11 protein-coding genes are annotated in these 18,908 nt (G+C 70.2%); 9 read left to right on the top strand and 2 right to left on the bottom strand.

Going from position 1 to position 18,908, the window contains the following annotated elements; all coding sequences use genetic code 11:
- Window positions 1–191 precede the first annotated feature (191 nt).
- On the top strand, window positions 192–1,184 hold the full coding sequence (locus tag ABD104_RS22870; protein WP_087839886.1) for a tripartite tricarboxylate transporter substrate binding protein: 993 nt from the start codon (window positions 192–194) through the stop codon (window positions 1,182–1,184).
- 3 nt (window positions 1,185–1,187) lie between these two features.
- On the opposite strand, the gene ABD104_RS22865 is transcribed toward ABD104_RS22870, so the two are convergent.
- Entirely contained in the window at window positions 1,188–1,910 is a 723-nt protein-coding gene (locus ABD104_RS22865) for a TetR/AcrR family transcriptional regulator (protein WP_243724414.1), read from the bottom strand.
- Window positions 1,911–1,982: 72 nt separating this feature from the next.
- Here ABD104_RS22865 and ABD104_RS22860 point away from each other — a divergent pair, with 72 nt between their 5' ends.
- From ABD104_RS22860 to ABD104_RS22825, 8 genes are all read left to right on the top strand, one after another.
- Window positions 1,983–2,999, top strand: a complete 1,017-nt coding sequence (locus tag ABD104_RS22860; RefSeq protein ID WP_087839885.1) for an HlyD family secretion protein — start codon at window positions 1,983–1,985, stop codon at window positions 2,997–2,999.
- Window positions 2,996–4,756, top strand: a complete 1,761-nt coding sequence (locus ABD104_RS22855; protein ID WP_343928266.1) for an ATP-binding cassette domain-containing protein — start codon at window positions 2,996–2,998, stop codon at window positions 4,754–4,756. Before ABD104_RS22860 ends, ABD104_RS22855 begins: the two co-directional genes overlap by 4 nt.
- Window positions 4,753–5,892, top strand: a complete 1,140-nt coding sequence (locus tag ABD104_RS22850; RefSeq protein ID WP_087839883.1) for an ABC transporter permease — start codon at window positions 4,753–4,755, stop codon at window positions 5,890–5,892. The genes ABD104_RS22855 and ABD104_RS22850 overlap by 4 nt, the downstream gene beginning before the upstream one ends.
- A 3-nt stretch (window positions 5,893–5,895) precedes the next feature.
- Complete coding sequence (locus tag ABD104_RS22845) at window positions 5,896–7,011, top strand: ABC transporter permease (RefSeq protein ID WP_343928265.1); 1,116 nt, start codon at window positions 5,896–5,898, stop codon at window positions 7,009–7,011.
- Between the two features lie 13 nt (window positions 7,012–7,024).
- On the top strand, window positions 7,025–8,539 hold the full coding sequence (locus ABD104_RS22840; RefSeq protein ID WP_343928264.1) for an efflux transporter outer membrane subunit: 1,515 nt from the start codon (window positions 7,025–7,027) through the stop codon (window positions 8,537–8,539).
- Window positions 8,540–8,687: 148 nt separating this feature from the next.
- On the top strand, window positions 8,688–9,092 hold the full coding sequence (locus ABD104_RS22835; RefSeq protein WP_087839880.1) for an Hsp20/alpha crystallin family protein: 405 nt from the start codon (window positions 8,688–8,690) through the stop codon (window positions 9,090–9,092).
- A 44-nt stretch (window positions 9,093–9,136) separates the two neighbouring features.
- Window positions 9,137–11,566, top strand: a complete 2,430-nt coding sequence (gene lon, locus ABD104_RS22830; protein ID WP_343928263.1) for an endopeptidase La — start codon at window positions 9,137–9,139, stop codon at window positions 11,564–11,566.
- A 601-nt stretch (window positions 11,567–12,167) separates the two neighbouring features.
- Window positions 12,168–17,987 carry an autotransporter outer membrane beta-barrel domain-containing protein gene (locus ABD104_RS22825; protein WP_343928262.1) on the top strand — a complete coding sequence of 1,940 codons (5,820 nt, stop codon included), beginning with the start codon at window positions 12,168–12,170 and terminating at the stop codon, window positions 17,985–17,987.
- A gap of 145 nt (window positions 17,988–18,132) precedes the next feature.
- Here ABD104_RS22825 and ABD104_RS22820 read toward each other — a convergent pair whose 3' ends face one another.
- Window positions 18,133–18,906 carry an SDR family NAD(P)-dependent oxidoreductase gene (locus tag ABD104_RS22820; protein ID WP_087839877.1) on the bottom strand — a complete coding sequence of 258 codons (774 nt, stop codon included), beginning with the start codon at window positions 18,904–18,906 and terminating at the stop codon, window positions 18,133–18,135.
- Window positions 18,907–18,908: the final 2 nt, after the last annotated feature.

Genomic DNA, 18,908 nt, shown 5'->3' with positions numbered 1-18,908 from the left:
GGACGGCGCCGTGCATCGCAACCGCGGGCGCGGCGTGACGCATGAACATCTTGGAGACAAGGCGGGGTTCCTAGAAAACCCTAACTGTTTATAAAAACATACTGTATGTGTGTTAGAGTGAGTGCAGGAGCCATGAGCCGGCATGAACCGGCCGCGGCGGGCGACCCAGAACATCGTCAGGAGACAAAAGCATGAAAGGCGTCCTTTTCCCATCGCGGCTCGCGCTCGCCTTGACGTTGGTGCTGGGCACCGCGGCGGCCCACGGGCAGGCGGCGGGCAAGTCGGAGGGGGGTTACCCCTCCCGGCTCATCCGGATCGTCGTGCCCTATACGCCGGGCACGAGCGCCGACACGCTGTCCCGCCTGCTGTCCGAGAAGCTGGCGGCGCGGCTGGGCCAGAGCGTCGTGGTCGAGAACAAGCCCGGCGCGGCGGCCGCCATCGGCACCGCCTACGTGGCCAAGGCCGCGCCCGACGGCTACACGTTGATGATGTCCCTGAACACGCATGTCATCACCCCGGCTTCGCGCAAGACGCCCTACGATCCGGTCAAGGATTTCGCGCCCATCGGGCAGATCGCCTCGGGCCAGATGCTGATCCTGACGCACCCGTCCGTGCCGGCCAAGACCTTTCCGGAATTCGTCGCCTATTTGAAGAAAATGGGCGACGAGGTCAGCTACAGTTCGCCGGGCCCGGGCTCGACCACCCATCTGTATTCCCTGGTGCTGCAGGACATGTTGGGAACGAAGATGCGCCACATCCCGGCCAATGGCATGGGCGTGGCGGCCATGGACGTCATGCAGAACAGCTCGACCATGCTGATCAGCACGGTCGAGGCCTCGCGCGCGAACGTGGCCTCGGGCAAGCTCAAGCCCATGGCCCAGACCGGCAGGCTGCGTTCGCAACTGGTGCCCGATCTGCCCACGGTGGCCGAGTCGGGATATCCCGACTACGACCTGTCGATCTGGGTGGGCATGTACGCGCCGGCCGGCACGCCCAAGGCCATCGTCCAGCGCCTGCACGACGAGATCGGCGCGATCATGGGGGCGCCGCAGATGCGCAAGGACCTGCTCGAGAAGGGCTATGACGTCGTATTGACTTCGCCCGAGGAATTCGCGGAACTGAACCGCAAGGAATTCGCCCGCTGGAAGGACGTGGTCGCGCGCCACGGCCTGCAGGCGGAGTAGGCGTCAGCGCGGCTTGCGCGCGGACCGGCGCGGGGGGCGGGTGGCGACGATGGCATCCAGTCCCGCGAACGCATAGGTCTTCAGGTGCGCGGCCAGGTCCGCCGCCGGCTGCTGGAACAGTGCCTGGATGGGGCTGTTCATGTCGCGGTGGACGATCAGCAGCACCATGCAGGGCGCCATGACGCTCAGCACGCACCGGGTCAGCGCCGGGTCCCCGGCGGGGATGCCGGTGATCTCGCCGATGATGGCGCTGATGAGCCCGAACTTCGGCAGGGCCTCGGCCTCGATGATGCCGTCCAGGTGGGGCGAGGGCGCCAGCACCTCGCGTGCCCACAGGCGGATGTGCCAGCTGTCGGCATTGAGCAGGCTGGCCGTCAGTCCGTCCAGGAATTCCTCGAGCTTGCGCCGCGGGGGCTGGGCGCTGTGCGCCAGGCGCGTCAGGTAGTCCAGGCTGATCAGATGCTTGTGGACTTCCTTCAATAAAGCCAGGTAGAGACCGTCGCGGCTGCCGAAGTGGTAGTTGACCGCGGCCATGTTGCATTGTGCCCGCTCGCAGATGGCTTTGCTGGTGGTGTCCGCGTAGCCCCGCTCGGCGAACAGTTGCCCGGCGGTCTCCAGGATGCGGGCGCGGGTGGCTTCGCCGTCCATGCGTGGAGAGCGGGCGGGGATCGACGGTCGGGACGTGACGGCCATGCGGGAAGGCGCCGGGGACGCGGGAGTGGGCATGTAAAAATCATACATCAAATTGAAATTTGAGTTATATAATTTGCCGACCGACGGTTTCCAAGGGCGGCGGCGATGAAGAAGGTGCTGGCAGGGGGCGTGCTGGTGGCGGCGGTGCTGGCGGGGGCTGCGTGGTATGTCTTGCGCCCGGCGCCCGCACAGGATGGCTTGACGCTATACGGCAACGTCGATATCCGGCAGGTGACGCTGGCGTTCGACGGCAGCGACAGGGTGGTCCGGATGCGGGTCGAGGAAGGCGACCGCGTCAAGGCCGGCGACGTCCTGGCGGTGCTGGATGACCGTTCGCTGCGTTTGCAGGAGGTCCAGGCCCGCGCGCGTATCGCGGTGCAGGAGCAGGCGCTGCTGCGGCTGCGCAACGGCACCCGGCCCGAGGAAGTGGCGCAGGCGCAGGCACAGGTGGCGTCGGCCCAGGCCGAGGTCGAACTGGCGCAGCAGCAGCTCGCGCGCCTCCGGGGCATCGCCGCGAACACCGGCGGACGCGGGGTCAGCCAGCAGGACCTGGACAATGCCGAATCGCGCCTGCGGGTGGCGCGCGCACAATGGGACAGCCGCAGCAAGGGACTGCAACTTGCGCGTGTCGGACCGCGCAGGGAAGACATCGCGCAGGCCGAGGCGCAACTGGAGGTGTCGCGGGCCGAGCTGGCGCTGGTCGCCTACCGCCTGGAGCAGACCGAACTGAAGGCGCCGGCCGACGCCGTCGTGCGCGCCCGGCTGCTGGAACCCGGCGACATGGCCTCGCCCCAGCGTCCCGCCTATACGTTGGCGATCGCCGATCCCAAGTGGGTGCGTGTCTATGTGTCGGAGCCGCAACTGGGACGCGTCAGGCCGGGCATGGCGGCCGAGGTATTCACCGACAGCCAGCCCGACCGGCCCATCGCCGGACGTATCGGCTACATCTCGTCGGTGGCCGAATTCACGCCCAGGAACGTGCAGACCGAGGAGTTGCGGACCAGCCTGGTCTACGAGATGCGTGTGCTCGTGGACGACCCGCAGGACCGGCTGCGGCTGGGCATGCCGGCCACCGTGCGCATCGCGCCGGACCGGCGGGACGACGGAGCACCGGCCAGATGAGCGAGGCCGCCGTCGTCGTGGCGCGCGGCGTGCGCAAGCGTTTTCCGGCCGCGCGCGGGGGAAGCGAGGTCGTGGCGCTGGACGGCATCTCGCTGGACGCGCCCGCGGGCGCGCTGACCGCGCTGGTCGGGCCGGACGGGGCGGGCAAGACGACCTTGCTGCGCCTGGTCGCGGGGCTGATGAAGGCCGAGGGACAACTGCGGGTGCTGGACATCGACGTCGCCGCGGATCCCCAGGCCGTGCAGAACCGCATCAGCTACATGCCGCAGCGCTTCGGCCTGTACGAGGACCTGAGCGTGCAGGAGAACCTGGACCTGTACGCGGACCTGCATGGCGTGCCCCGGCAACGGCGGGGCGAGCGCTATGCGCGCCTGCTGGAGATGACCGATCTCGGCCGGTTCACCGCCCGCCCGGCGGGCAAGTTGTCCGGCGGCATGAAGCAGAAGCTGGGGCTGGCCTGCACGCTGGTCCGGTCGCCGGAACTGCTGCTGCTGGACGAGCCCACGGTGGGCGTGGATCCCCTGTCGCGCCGGGAGCTTTGGGAGATCGTCCGGCAACTGGTCGACGACGAGCGCCTGTCCGTGATCGTCAGCACCACCTATCTGGACGAGGCCGAGCGCTGCGCCCGCGTGTTCGTGCTGCATGAAGGCAGGCTGCTGGCGCAGGGTGGGCCCGAGGATATCCGCCGGCCCGCGCGCGGGCTGTGCTTCGTGGCGGCGCCGCCGCCGGGCGAGCCGGCCCGGCTGCTGCAGGCGCGCCTGCTGGACGACACGGCCCGCGTCATCGATGCCGTGCCAGAGGGGGGAGAGGTGCGCGTGATCCGTCGCCCGGCGGCGCGGGGCGAACCCGCGCAAGAGCCAGGACGCTCCCTGGCCTGGCGGCCGGTCGCGGCCAGGTTGGAAGACGGCTTCATGGTGCTGCTTCGAGAACGCCGGCCGGAAGCCGAGGCAGCGCCGTTGCCCGTGCCGAGCGCGACGGCCGCCAGCGGCGAAGCCATCATCGAGGTCCGCGACCTGGTGCGCAAGTTCGGCGATTTCGTCGCCGTGGACCGCACCAGCTTCACGGTGAACAAGGGCGAGATATTCGGCCTGCTCGGCCCCAATGGCGCGGGCAAGACGACGACCTTCCGCATGCTGTGCGGACTGCTGCCCGCCAGCAGCGGTTTCCTGCGCGTGGCGGGCGTGGACCTGCGTACGGCGCCGGCGCGGGCCCGGCGCCGCGTCGGCTACGTGTCGCAGCGGTTCGCGCTGTACGGCAACCTGAGCGTGATGGAAAACCTGACGTTCTTCGGCAGCGCCTACGGCCTGCATGGCGAGCGCCTGCGCGCGCGCATCGCGGCGGTGCTGGCGCAGTTCGGGCTCGAAACCCAGGCACGAGCGGCCAGCGGACGCCTGCCGGGCGGCTACAAGCAACGGCTGGCGATGGCGGTCGGCCTGCTGCACGAGCCCGACATCCTGTTCCTGGACGAGCCCACCAGCGGCGCCGACGCGCTGGCGCGGCGCGAGTTCTGGCGCCGGATCACGACGCTGGCCGCCGACGGCACCACCATCTTGGTGACCACGCATTTCATGGAAGAGGCCGAGTACTGCGATCGCATCGTCATTCAGGATGCCGGGCGGCTGCTGGCGCTGGGCACGCCGCAGCAGGTGCGCAAACAGGCGGGCGAGACGGCCGCGCATCGCATGAACATGGAAGAGGCATTCATCGGCATCGTCGAGCGTGGCCGCAGGCAGGAGACCGCGGAGGCCACGGCATGAGCGAATCCCGGTCCGGCGGCTTCTGGCGGCGCCTGGTCTCGCTGACGCGCAAGGAAGTGCGGCAGTTGCTGCGTGATCGCGCCAACCTGATGATGGGCATCGCGCTGCCCATCGTCCTGATCCTGATCTTCGGCTATGGATTGTCGCTGGATGTCCGGAACGCGCCCGTGGCGGTGGTGCTGGACGATGCCTCGCCGGTCGCGCGCGACGTGGTGGCCGGGCTGTCCACGCCGGGCTACCTGGCGCCCCGCGTGGTGGGCTCGGCGCACGAGGCCTACGCGCTGATGCGCGCGCGGGAGGTGGATGCCGCCGTGCTGGTGCCGGCGGATTTCTCGCGGCGGCTGGCCGCCGGCGACGCGCAGGTGCAGGTCCTGCTGCAAGGCGCGGACGCCAGCCGCGCGACCATGATACGCGGCTACGTCGCCGGCGCGCTGGCCTCGTGGAGCCAGAAGCGGGCCGACCGCGGCGAGGCTGCGGGGCCGGGCGCGGGCCGGGTCCAGGTGGTCGACCGCATGTGGTTCAACGCCGCCAACGACAGCACGTGGTACCTCGTGCCCGGGCTGATCGTGCTGATCATGACGCTGGTGGGGGCCTTCCTGACGGCGCTCGTCATGGCGCGCGAGTGGGAACGGGGTACGCTGGAGTCGCTGTTCGTCACGCCGGTGCGGCCGGTGGAAGTGCTGCTGGCCAAGATCATTCCCTATTTCTGCGTGGGAATGATCGGGCTGGCGCTGTGCCTGGCCGCCGCGGCCTTCCTGTTCCACGTGCCCATGTACGGATCGCTGCCGGTCCTGCTGTTCAGCGCCATGTTGTATCTGCTGGTCGCGCTGGGCATAGGCCTGGTGATCTCGTCGGTGACCCGCAACCAGTTCCTGGCCAGCCAGGTGGCCCTGATCGCCAGCTTCCTGCCGGCCCTGATGCTGTCCGGATTCATGTTCGACCTGCGCAACGTGCCGACGGCCATACGGGTGATCGGGCAGATCCTGCCCGCCACCTATTTCATGGAGTTGATCAAGTCGCTGTTCCTGGCCGGGAACAACTGGCCGCTGGTGGCCAGGAACTGCGCCATCCTGGCGGCTTACGCCGTCGTGCTGCTGGGCGTGGCGCGCCTGGTCACGCGCAAGAGGCTGGACTGACGCATGGATGCCTTCATCGACTTCTGGCGACGCCTGGCCCAGCTGTGCCGCAAGGAACTGCTGGCCATCCTGAAGGATCCCGCCAACCGGGCGATCCTGGTCGTTCCCGCCTTGCTCCAGAGCGTCGTGTTCGGCTATGCCGCGACCTACAACCTGACCAACGTGCCATACGCCGTGCTGGACCAGAGCCAGGGCGCGGCGTCGGCCCGGCTGCTGGCACGCCTGGACGGCACCGGGGTCTTCCATCGCGTCGCCACGCTGACCGCGCCCCGCGACATCGCGCGCGTGGTGGATGCCGGCGACGCCCTGCTGGTCCTGCAATTCGGGCCGGACTTCGAGGCCCGGCTGGCCCAGGGGCAGGAGGCCCCCTTGCAGGTCATCCTGGATGGCCGCAACTCGACCACCGCCGGCCAGGCATCGACCCACGTCGCCGAGATCGTGGCGGCCTACAACGCCGAACTGCGCGGCGGTGGGATGCCGGTCACCGCCGTGCCGCGCGTCTGGTACAACCCCAACCTCGAGACGCGCTGGAACATCATGCCGGCCCTGATCGCCGCGCTCAGCATGATGCAGACCCTGATGCTGACCGCGCTCTCGGTCGCGCGCGAGCGCGAACAGGGCACGTTCGACCAGTTGCTCGTGACGCCCTATACGCCCATGGAGATCATGCTCGGGAAGGCCGTTCCGCCGGTGCTGATCGGCCTCGTGCAATCGTCCATCATTCTTTGCGTCGCGCTGTTCTGGTTCCGCATTCCCATGGCCGGGTCGCTGGCGACGCTTTACGCGGGACTGGCGATCTTCACCGTGGCCTGCGTGGGAATCGGGCTGTCCATCTCGGCCGTCTCGGTCAACATGCAGCAGGCCATGCTCTACACCTTCGTGCTGATCATGCCGCTGATGCTGTTGTCGGGACTGGCCACGCCGGTGCGCAACATGCCCGATCCCCTGCAGGTCGCTACCCTGGCGAATCCGCTGCGCTTCGCCATCGACCTCGTGCAGCGCGTGTACCTGGAGGGCGCGGGCCTGCCGTCGCTGTGGCGCAACCTCGTGCCCATGTTCGTCCTGGGCGCGCTCACATTGCCGCTGGCGGCGTGGCTGTTCCGCCATCGTCTGGTTTGACTGGAGGCCAAGCATGGCATGCGATCCGATCCGCCGGCCCGGGACCCGTTTTTTCCTGCAGGCGACCTTGCTCGTGTCGTGCCTGGGCGGTTGCGCGGCCGTGGGGCCGGACTTCACGGCGCCCGCCCCCGCGCAGCCCGCGGACTGGAACAGCTGGCGCGGCGCTCCCGAGGCCTTGCGCGATCCCGTCTCCACGGCGGCGCCATCGGAGCGCTGGTGGGAAACCTTCCAGGATGCGAGGCTGGACGCGCTGCTGGCGCAGGCACGCGAGGCGAGCCCGGACCTGCGGACCGCGGCGCTGCGTTTCGCGCAAAGCCGGCTCATGCGGCAGACCGTGGCCGCGCAGCGCGGGCCGGACGTGGGCTTGTCGGCGGGCGTGTCGCGCCAGCGCCAGAGCGAGTACGGCGCCGGCACCCGCCTGCTGGACGCGATCGCGCCCGACAACCGCGAGCAGCTCGTCTCGGTGCTGAGCGACCCGTTCACGCTGTACCAGGCGGGCTTCGACATGTCCTGGGAAATCGACTTGTGGGGCCGGGTCGCACGTTCGATCGAGGCGGCCGATGCCGACGTGGACGCATCGGCGGCGGCGCTGGCGCAGGCGCGGCTGTCGGTGGCCAGCGAGATCGCGCGCGACTATTTCGAACTGCGCGGCATCCAGGCGCAATTGCAATGGTTGCAGGAGGATATCGCCGCGGCGCGGGAGTCCCTGGACATCTTGCAGGCGCGGCGGGACGGCGGGCAGATCGATGCGCTGGACGTGTCGCGGCAACAGGCGTTGCTGGCCGACCTGACCGGCCGGCTGGCGCCGCTGCGCGCGCAGGAGGCCGCGGCGGCCAACCGCATTGGGTTCCTGGCCGGCCAGCCTCCCGGGGCGCTGCGGGACATGCTGGCGGAAACCCGGGACACGGACGCCCCCATGCCCGATTTGGCACTGGGGCTGCCTTCCGAGGTCGCGCTGCGCCGGCCCGACATACGGGCGGCCGAAGCGCGGCTGCATGCGGCCACGGCCGACATCGGCATCGCGACGGCCGACCTGTATCCGCGCATCGTGCTGGGCGCGAGTTTCGGCTACGAGTCGTTCAAGGACGGCAGGTTCGGCGAATGGGGCAGCCGGCGCTGGTCGGTCGGTCCCAGCCTGTCGTTGCCGCTGTTCGACCGGGGGCGGCGACGCTCCACCGTGGCGCTGCGCGAACTGGCGCAGCAGGAGGCGGCGGTGTCCTACCAGCAGACGGTGTTGCGGGCGTGGCAGGAGATCGACGATGCCCTGACCGGGTACGGCGCCGAACGCCGGCGCAATATCGAGCTGCGCCGCAGGCTGCGCGCCAGCAGCGACGCTCTCGAACTGGCCCGGGCCCGCCACGCCGGCGGGATGACCGATTTCCTGCCGGAACTCGACGCCCGGCGCACCTTGTCGCAAGCCAGGCGCGACCTGGCGCAGAGCGACAGTCAACTGCGCATCGGGCTGGTCGCGATCTACAAGGCCATAGGCGGGGGCGGGCAGGTGGCGCCGGGCGTCCCCGGCCACTGACTGCGACATCTGTTACGAATCCGCGATCCCGCGCCCCGCGTGCGTTCCGGCCCGGCGGCGGGGTGCGGCTTTTCCATCCCCTATTGCCAGATGCCACGCGCCGCCTTAATTTGGAGCCATCGGGGCGCCCCGAGCAAGGACAAGGACCATGATCTATCGCAAACCGTCCAACGCCATGTGGATCGACGCGGTCAGGCTGCTGGAGCAGGCGGACAACCTGCACCGCCAATTCTTCCGTCCGGGCCACGGCGGCCCGCAGGGGCCCACCTGGGAACCCCCCATCGACATCTTCGAGACCGGCCGGGCGTTGTCCGTGCTGGTCGCGCTGCCCGGCGTCGCGCCCGACCAGGTCCAGGTGCTGATCGACGGGCCGACGCTTACCGTGGTGGGCGAACGCCCCTTGCCGGCGCCGGCCGAGGCCCACATCCGCCGCATAGAAATTCCCTACGGCCGCTTCGAGCGGCGCATCGCGCTGCCGCCGGGCGCGTTCGAAATCCGGGAGCACAGGATGGTGGACGGCTGCCTCCTGCTGACCCTGCTCAAGCTGGGATAGACCGGCGGCCCGCCGCAACTCGAACCGGGGACAGGTAAGAAGCCATGGCAAACGAATTTCGAGACCAACAATCGGGGCAGGAACGGCAGGAGGCGCAGGGTGCGCAGCCCGCGGGCCAGGGGCCGGCGCCATCGATCGCGCTGCCGTCGGACGCGTTGACGCTGGTCCCGGTGCGCAATCTCGTGCTTTTCCCGGGATTGGTGGCGCCCATTTCCATCGGCCGCGACAGCACCGTGCGCGGCGCGCAGGAGGCCGCACGGGCCGGCCGCCAGGTGGGAGTCGTGCTGCAGCGCGACCCGGAGGCCGAGGAGCTGGGCGACGGCGACCTCCATCCCATGGGGACGGTGGCCAACGTCATGCGCTACGTGACCACGCCCGACGGCACGCACCACGTCATCTGCCAGGGCGTGCAGCGTTTCCGCATCATCGAGCTGCTGCAGGGCTATCCGTTCATGGTGGCGCGGGTCCAGCGCTTCGAGGATCCGGAGATCATGACCTCGGACATCGAGGCGCGCCTGATCCAGCTCAAGGCGCGCGCGCTGGACATCCTGCAACTGTTGCCGCAGGCGCCGGCGGAACTGGCGGGCTCCATCCAGAACATGACCTCGGCGCCGCTGCTGACGGATTTCATCGCCGGGCTGATGGAGATCCGGCCGGAGGAAAAGCAGGACGTGCTCGAGACGGTGGACGTCGTTGCCCGGGCCGACAAGGTGCTGGCCCTGATGATGCACCAGATCGAGGTGCTGCGCATCAGCCGCGACATCGACCAGCAGACCAAGGCGCGCTTCGAGGATCGCCAGCGCGAGGTCATGCTGCGCGAGCAGCTCAAGACCATCCAGCAGGAACTGGGCGAGGCCGAGGGCAACAGCGCCGAACTGGCGGAGCTGGGCGAGCGCATCGCCAAGGCCGGCATGCCGGAAGAGGCCGAGAAGCAGGCGCGCAAGGAGCTCAAGCGGCTGGAGGGCATACCCGAGGCATCGGGCGAGTACTCGATGATCCGCACCTACCTGGATTGGCTGATCGAGCTGCCCTGGTCGGTATCCACCGAGGACCGCATCGACATCGCCGAGGCCCGGCGGATTCTGGACGAGGACCACTACGGGCTCGACAAGATCAAGCGCCGCATCCTGGAGTACCTGGCCGTGCGCAAGCTCAATCCCACCGGCAAGAGTCCGGTGCTGTGCTTTGCGGGGCCGCCGGGAGTGGGCAAGACTTCGCTGGGCCAGAGCATCGCCAAGGCCACGGGACGCAAGTTCGTGCGGCTGAGCCTGGGCGGCGTGCACGACGAGGCCGAGATACGCGGCCATCGGCGCACGTACATCGGCGCGTTGCCGGGCAACGTGATCCAGGCCATCCACAAGGCCGGTTCGAACAACTGCGTGATGATGCTGGACGAGGTGGACAAGCTGGGCGCCAGCGCCCAGGGCGATCCCGCCGCGGCGCTGCTCGAGGTGCTCGATCCCGAGCAGCACGATACCTTCCGCGACAACTACCTGGGCGTGCCCTTCGATCTTTCCAAGGTGCTGTTCATCGCGACGGCCAACGTGCTCGACGGCATTCCCGGGCCGCTGCGCGACCGCATGGAAGTCATCACGCTGCCGGGCTACACCGAGGAAGAGAAGGCCCAGATCGCGCGCCGCTACCTGGTGCCGCGCCAGCTCGAGGCCAATGGCCTCGCGCCCACGCAGTGCGAGATCACCGACGCGGCCATCCACGAGGTGATCAACGGCTATACCCGCGAAGCCGGCGTGCGCAATCTCGAGCGCGAGATCGGCAGTACCTTCCGCCATGCCGCCATGAGCGTCGCCGAAGGGACGGCGCAGCACGTGCGCATCGACGTGGACGAGGTCCATGCGATCCTGGGCGCGCCACGCTTCGAAAGCGAGATCGCCATGCGTACCGGCCTGGCGGGCGTGGCCACCGGGCTGGCCTGGACGCCGGTCGGCGGCGACATCCTGTTCATCGAGGCCAGCCGCACGCCGGGCAACGGCAGGCTGATCCTGACCGGACAACTGGGCGAGGTCATGCGCGAGAGCGTGCAGGCGGCGTTGACGCTGCTCAAGGGCCGTGCGGCCTCCCTGAACGTCGATCCCGCGCTGTTCGAGCACAGCGACATCCACGTCCATGTTCCGGCGGGCGCGATTCCCAAGGACGGCCCCAGCGCCGGCGTGGCGATGTTCGTCGCGCTGACGTCGCTGATGACCAATACGCCGGTCCCCTCGGACCGGGCGATGACGGGCGAGATCAGCCTGCGCGGACTGGTCCTGCCGGTCGGGGGCATCAAGGAAAAGGTGCTGGCCGCGTTGCGGGCCGGCATCAAGACCGTGCTGTTGCCGGCGCGCAACCGCAAGGACGTCGACGACATCCCGGAGGAATCCCGCAAGCAGCTCCAGTTCATTTTCCTGGAGACGGTCGAGGACGCGATCCGCGCGATGGGCCAGGCCGGCAAGCCGGGGGAGACGACGGCCGACTGATGGCCTGATGTCATTCGTCGGCTGGCAGTGTCGATTCGTCGGCAGGGATTGCGGTGCCCGCATCCTGACAAATAAGATCGTTCGCGTACGACAAACGCACGGTTGCGTTCGTTTGTCGAGTTCTCGCGCATGGGACCCGTACGCACATGACGACGTATCCGCATTCCCCGACGGCCGCCGGCAACGAAGGCGCTTGCAGGCGGCCGTTCCGTCTGGACCTCCTGGCGGCGGCGACGCTGGCCGCCCTGTCGTCGCTGGCCGGTACCGTGCAGGCCCAGGTCGTCCACGACTACCGGGGCGCCGATGGCTCCTGCTGCCATGACCACAACGGCTCGGACGGCGGCAATGGCGCGGATTTCGTCGGCGCGTCCGATTCGTCGCTGAACGTCTCGGTCGGCGCCGGCACCGCGGTCTTCGTGGACGTGAGCGGCGGCCATGGCGGCGACAGCGAGGGTTCCACCGACCCGGGCGATACGAACTACAACCACTGGGGCGGCAACGGCGGGGAGGGCGCGACGCTGGGCTACAACCTGCTGGACAGCACCCTGCGCAGCGGCGGAGCCGGGCTGCGCGCCGCCTCGCATGGCGGCGACGGAGGCAGGTGGGCGATGCAGAGCGGGGGCGGCGCTACGGCGAGGGCGGAGACGGCCACGACGCGAGCGTGGTGGTCTCGGGCACCGGCATCACGGCCGGGACCTATGGCATATGGGTCGATTCCCTGGGCGGCGCGGGCCAGGAACCCTCGATCCGCGACATCCTGCCGTCCGGCGATTCCGGGCGCGGCGGCAATGCGGGCGCGGCCAGCGTGAACCTGAGCTATGGAACGTCCGTGACCGTGTCCGGCGGCACGGGGCAGTCGGAGACCGCCGGCGTGCTGGCCCAGTCCGTCGGGGGCCGGGGCGGGGACGGTTTTCACGGCGGCGTCGGCGGCGGACACAGCACGGCAGGGCAGGGCGGCGACACCGGCGATGTCAGCGTCAGCATCGACGGCAGCAGTTCCATCACCACCGACGGCACGGGAACGGCAGGCGTGATCGCCCGCACCCAGGGCGGCCGGGGCGGAGGCGCGGAAGGAAGCGACGAGGGCGAACCCGCCCAGGACGTGCGCGCCAATCGCGGTGGAAACGCCGGGCATGTCACCGTCTTGAACGCGGGCGCCATCACGACGCACGGCACGGCGTCCGCCGCCATCCTGGCCAGCAGCCAGGGCGGCAGGGGGGGCGATGGCGGGGCCGGCTCCTGGTCGTCAGGACATGACGGCGGCGACGGCGGGTCGGCCAGCGGCGTCACCATCGCCAATTCGGGCCGGATCGCCACCTACGGCGATTATTCCAACGGCATCCAGGTCCGGGTCGCGGGCGGCGACGGCGGCAAGGGCGGCGATGGCGGGCTGTCGGGCCACAGCGGCAGCGGCGGTTCCGGCGGCGGCGTGGGCGCGCTGGCCTACGACATCACCAACAGCGGTTCGATCGCGATCGCCGGCGCGGGCGCCGAGGACGATGACGGGACCACGGGCACGGGATCCTTCGGCATCGTCGCCCAGGCGTCCGGCGGCGAGGGCGGCGCGGGCGCCGAGGCGGCCGGGTGGTTCGTCGTGGGCGGCAACGGCGGCGGCGGGGGCAATGGCGGCGCCGGCCGCGTGACCAATACCGGCAGCATTTCCACCACGCGCGACCAGAGCGGCGCGGTGCTCATGCAAAGCGCCGGCGGTGGCGGCGGCGTGGGCGGCGATGCCGACAGCACCGGCCTGATCGTGTCGATGGCGATAGGCGGCCGGGGCGGCGTCGCGGGCGATGGCGGCGACTTGTCGCTGACCTCGTCCGGACGGATCGCCACGCAGGGCGCGGGCTCCACCGGCGTGATGCTGCAAAGCATAGGCGGGGGCGGCGGGCACGGCGGATCGGCCAAGGCGGCCTCGGTGGGCGTGCTGGTCGGCGTCGCGCTGTCCACCGGCGGAGACGGCGGCGCGGGCGGGACGGGCGGGCACGTCGCCATCGGGCTCGGTCCGGGCGGCTCGGTCACGACCTCGGGGGCCCTCAGCAGCGCGGTGGTCGGCCGGTCGGTCGGAGGCGGAGGCGGCAACGGCGCGTTCGCCGAGTCCGTGCAGGCGACCATCGCGCCGGAACTGGGGCCGGACATCCCGTCGGGCACGGCCAGCATCCAGGTCACGGTGGGCGGTCGCGGCGCCTCGGCGGGTAACGCCGGGGAGGTCGACATCGCCAATGCCGGCTCGGTGGCCACCTCGGGGCACGAGAGCCACGGCATCTTCGCGCAAAGCAGCGGCGGCGGTGGCGGCAGCGGCGGCGTGGCGGCCGCGCCGCTGCGGCCGACGACGATAGGCGCGTCCAGCTTCACCATCAGCTACGGCGTCACGACCGGGGGCGAGGGCGGCAGCGGGGGGCACGGCGGGGCGATCTCGGTACACAACCAGAGCGGCGGCGCGATCACCACCGCCGGCGACCATGCCGTGGCCGTGCTGGCGCAGAGCGTGGGCGGCGGGGGCGGCAACGGCGGCCTCGTCCAGCAGGAGACCGAGCGTTCGTTCGAACCTGTGGTCGGGTCGCCCACCGCATTCCTGGAGACGTTGGCCAAGGTTTCCGAATGGCTGGAGGAAGCGCCCAGCTCGATCTCGTTCGGAGGGCTGAGCTACGCGCTCGATACCCGGGTCGGCGGCAACGGCGGGAGTGGCGGCAATGGCGGCAACGTCGCCGTCGCCAACGACGGCGCCATCGCGACGCAGGGCCTGGCGTCGGCGGGCATCATTGCGCAAAGCATCGCCGGCAGCGGCGGGCGGTCCGGGGCCATCGGCTCGGCCGGGGCATCCAGCCTGCTGTCCGCGATCGACACCTTGCTGAAGGCCGCCAACGAAGGCGTCAGCAACGTGGTTTCCCTGGCGCCTTCGATAGGCACCAATCTGTCGGTGGGCGGGAATGCCGGCGATGGCGGGCAGGGGGGCACGGTGCAGGTCGCCAACACCGGCACGGTCTCGACCGCCGGCAAGGCCGCGGCCGCCATCCTGGCGCAAAGCGTGGGCGGCGGCGGGGGCGTGGGCACGGTCTCGGAACAGGACCTGGCCGAACTGGTGAAAGCGCACGGCGGCGACCAGGCCGCCGAGATCCTGGAGAAGATCGACCAGATCGCCGAACTCCTGGCGTCCAAGGGCATGTCCCTGACCCGCAACATCAACGTGACCGTGGGCGGCGGCGGAGGGGGCGGCGGCAATGGCAGCCTGGCCACGGTCGATGCCAGCGCGGCGGGCAGCGTGGTGGCGACGAGGGGCGACCATGCGCCCGGCATCGTGGCGCAAAGCGTGGGCGGGGGCGGTGGCAAGGCCGAGGTGTCGAGCTTCCTGGTCGGGGCCGGCGGGCTGGCCACGCCGGCCGGACAGACGGAAGCGCCGCTGACGATCGCGATGGGAGGCAGCCGGACCCTGCCGGGCTTCATGTCGGAGGCGGCGGTGATGAGCGGTGGCGGTGCCTCGGTCACGACGAGACAGGTCCGTACCCAGGGCGACGATGCGCCGGCGGTGATCGCGCAGAGCGTGAGCGGCGGGGGCGGACTGGCCTCGATCAGCATCGACGGCCTGGACGCGGCGGGGCTGGGAGCCGGGCACGCGGCACAGGCGCCGGTCATTTCGCTGGGCGGGAAGATCAGCGTGGTGGGCGGGTTCTCGATTCCCCCTGTCTATGCCGGCGACGCGACGGTCACCACGACCGGCGGCAACATCGTCACGTCCGGCACGCTGTCCCATGGCGTGATGGCCCAGAGCATAGGCGGCGGGGGCGGAGCGGCGACGCTGGCCACCAGCGCCACCGCGGCGCCGATGCTGGCGCCGGCGCAAGTGACGCTGGGCATGGATGCGTCGAACCAGGAAGCCGTGCGGACCGACGGCGGGCACGTTTCCGTGACCACCGGCAAATACGACGAAGGGGCGAGCACGATCACCCATACGATGGTCCAGACCTCGGGCGACCTGGCCTTCGGCGTGCTGGCGCAAAGCGTGGGCGCGGGTGGCGGCTACGTGGGCCTGTTGAGTGGCGGGCAGGCGCAGGCCACCGCCAGCGTCGCGCTGGGGGCGCTGGGCGGCGCGGTGGGCGACGGCGGCCAGGTCGATGCGCGCGTGGCGGTCAACAGCTCCATCGACACGCGGGGCAGGAACGCCGTGGGGGTGCTGGCGCAAAGCGTGGGCGGCGGGGGCGGTATCGCCGGCCTGTCGACGGCCGCGGGCAGGACAACGCTGGCCGCGCCCGCGTCGCAGGGCTCGGGCGCGGGCGGCGCGGTCAACGTGAACGTCGAAGGCTCGGTGCTGACCGAAGGGGCGGGCGCCATCGGCGTGCTGGCGCAGAGCGTGGGTGGCGGCGGAGGCCTGGCCGGGGACCTGTCCTCGGTCAGCTACGACGACACCCTGGTCAAGGCCGTCGACGTGGCGGGGGGCGCAGGCAATGGCGGCGCGGTCGACGTGCAGGTGGGCGTCATGGTCGCCACGCAGGGCCGGAACGCGCCCGCCATCGCCGCGCTCAGCCTGGGCGGCGGCGCCGTCTTCTCGGAAGCCGGCATCCAGGTTCGGAGCAGCGGCGGCGGAACGGGCAGCGCGGGTGGGGCAATCAACATCGGGCTGGGCACGGGTTCCCTGGTCACCGCGCAGGGCGGCGGCGCGCCGGCCATCCTGGCCGTGAGCGCCGGCAGCGCGGCGCAGGACAGCGGCGGTGCCGTCACGATAGGCGTGGGCACATCGTCCGCCGTGTACGCGGACGTTGCCAGTGGCACGGCGATCCGGACGGTCACCGACAACGCCACCTCGGTCTCCAACCAGGGCCTGATAGCCGGCGCGACCGCGATCGATGCCTCCGGCCGGGTGGCCGTGGACAACTACGGCTTGTTCATCGGCAGCGTCACGAGCGGCGACGCTGCCCGCGGTACTTTCGTCAATCACCCGGGCGCGGTGCTGGCCAGCGGCCAGCGGCTGGACGCCTCCCTGGTCAACCAGGGGGTGTTCAACCCGGGAGGTCCGGTCGACCAGCGTGGTTCGTACCAGACGACGTTCATGCAGGGTTTCACGCAGGGCCCGGGAGGCGTCTTCCAGGCCGACGTCGATTTCAGCGCGGGCGGACTGGCCGACGTGATCGGCGTGAGCGGGCCGGCGCAACTGGGCGGCAGCCTGCTGGTGCTGGGGCACAACCTGGCCGGCGGTCAGCCCATGCTGATCGCCCAATTCAATACCACGCCGACGGGCTCGTTCAGCCTTGCGGGGCAATCGCCGGTCGTGAACTACGACGTGTCGCTGACCAGCGACGGCCAGCTATGGGTCACGCCCCAGGCGAATTTTCGTCCGCAGAACCTGGGCCTGACCGCCAACCAGGCCAGCATCGCCGGCTACCTGCAAACCCTGTGGGACCGGGGCGATCGCGGCCTGACGACGCTGTTCGATCCCTTCGCACGGCTGGAAGGTACGGATGCGTATGTGAAAGCGCTGGGCGCGGTGGCCTCCGACGCGGCGCTGAGCCGCGCGAGCAACCGCACCTACGAACTTCACTCGGCGCTGGACCGGATGATGAGCTGCCCCCACTTCAGCGATCGAAGCGTCCAGCTGGCCGAGGGCGAATGCGCGTGGGCGCGTGTGATAGGCGGCCGCTTCGACCGTTCGGCGTCCGCCGACGGCGCAGGCTACGACAACCGGCAGACCACGGTGCAGTTCGGCGTGCAGCGCCAACTGGCGCCGGACTGGTTCCTGGGGGCCTCGGCCAGCTACAGCCGCACCAATACCTATTCCGCGGACAACACCGTGCGCATCGCCAGCGACAGCTTCCATGCCGGCCTGACGCTGAAGCGGCAGATGGGGGCCTGGCAGTTCGCCGGCGCGCTGATGGGGGGCTACGAGGAATCGGACCAGGCGCGAAGCATCGTGCTGCCGGGCATGGCCGCGCGAGCGACCAGCAAGCCCGATTCCTACCAGCTGGCGGCGCGTGCCCGGGCCGCCTATCAGTTCTCGTTCGGCGACTGGTACGCCAAGCCGTATGCGGACCTGGACCTCATCTACGATCGCACGCCGGGATACAGGGAGTCGGGCGCGGGCCTCTTCGACCTGGTGCACGACGCCAGCGACCGGTGGAGCGCGGTGCTGACGCCCAGCATCGAGTTCGGCGGCAAGGTCAGTATGGGCAAGGCGGTCGCGCGTCCCTATCTTGCGCTGGGCGTGGGGCTGGTGGCGGGGCGCAATGTGTCGACCGATGTGCGGCTGGCGGTGGCGCCGCAGGATGCGTTCACGTTGTCGACCCGTGTGCCGGGGGTATTCGGCAGCGCGACGGCCGGCATCGAGGTGATGTCGGCCGATGCGTGGTCGCTGCGGGCGGAGTACGGGATCCAGGCGGGCGAGCATCTGGTGGCGCAGACGGCCAGCCTGAAGCTGGGGGTGCGGTTCTAGGGGTTGGGTTGAATTGGGTTCTTTACCCGGTCTTGTCCGGGGTGCCGGGACCGGCTTCGCTGCGCCCCAACGCGAGCCGCCCCACCGCACCGATCAAGGACGGTTCAAGAACCTGATCCCTGCCATTCACGACCGTCGATTCCACCTAAAGCAGCGTCTGCCCCCCATCGATCACGATGGTCGAACCGGTCACGAACGCCGAGGCGTCGGAGGCCAGCCAGACCACGATCTCCTTCAATTCCTCGGGGCGCCCGATCCGGCCCAGCGGCACGTTCCTGACAAAGGCGGCGTGCTTGGCCGGATCGCTCATTTCCCCTTCAGTCAGTGGCGTCAGGAAACGCCCCGGCGCCAGGGTGTTGACGCGGATGCCCTGCGGCGCCCACTCCATGGCCAGCGCGCGCGAGAAGTTGATCATGGCCGCCTTGGCCGCGCTGTAGGGGGAGTTGTTGGGCCGGCCGCGCAGGCCGGCGGCCGAGGCGATGTTGATGATGGAGCCGCGGCCTTGCGCGTGCATGGCCCGTCCCGCCGCGCGGCAGACATAGAAGGTCGAGTCCAGGTTGGCGCCGATCAGGCGCTTCCATTCATCGTCGGCCAGTTCCAGCACGGGTTTGCGCTGGCTGCCCCCGGCCGAGTGCACCAGGATGTCCAGCGTGCCGAATTCCTCGAGCACGGCCGAGACGGCGCGGTCGACCTGCGCGGAATCGGTCGCGTCGGCGGCCAGCGGCAGGGCGCGGGCGCCGGTCGCGCGGATTTCCTCGCAGGCCGATTCGACGTCCCGTGCCGTGCGTGCCAGCAGCGCCACGTTGGCGCCGGCCTGCGCCAGTCCCATCGCGATGGCCCGGCCCAGGCCCTTGCCGGCGCCCGTGACCAGCGCGGTGCGGCCGTCCAGCCGCATGGTGTTCCACAGGGAAGCGTTCATGG

It is taken from the genome of Pigmentiphaga daeguensis (assembly GCF_039523035.1).
Classification (GTDB): domain Bacteria; phylum Pseudomonadota; class Gammaproteobacteria; order Burkholderiales; family Burkholderiaceae_B; genus Pigmentiphaga; species Pigmentiphaga daeguensis.
The sequence above is the reverse complement of the archived record's forward strand: the minus strand, read 5'-3'. Positions and strand labels throughout refer to the sequence as shown.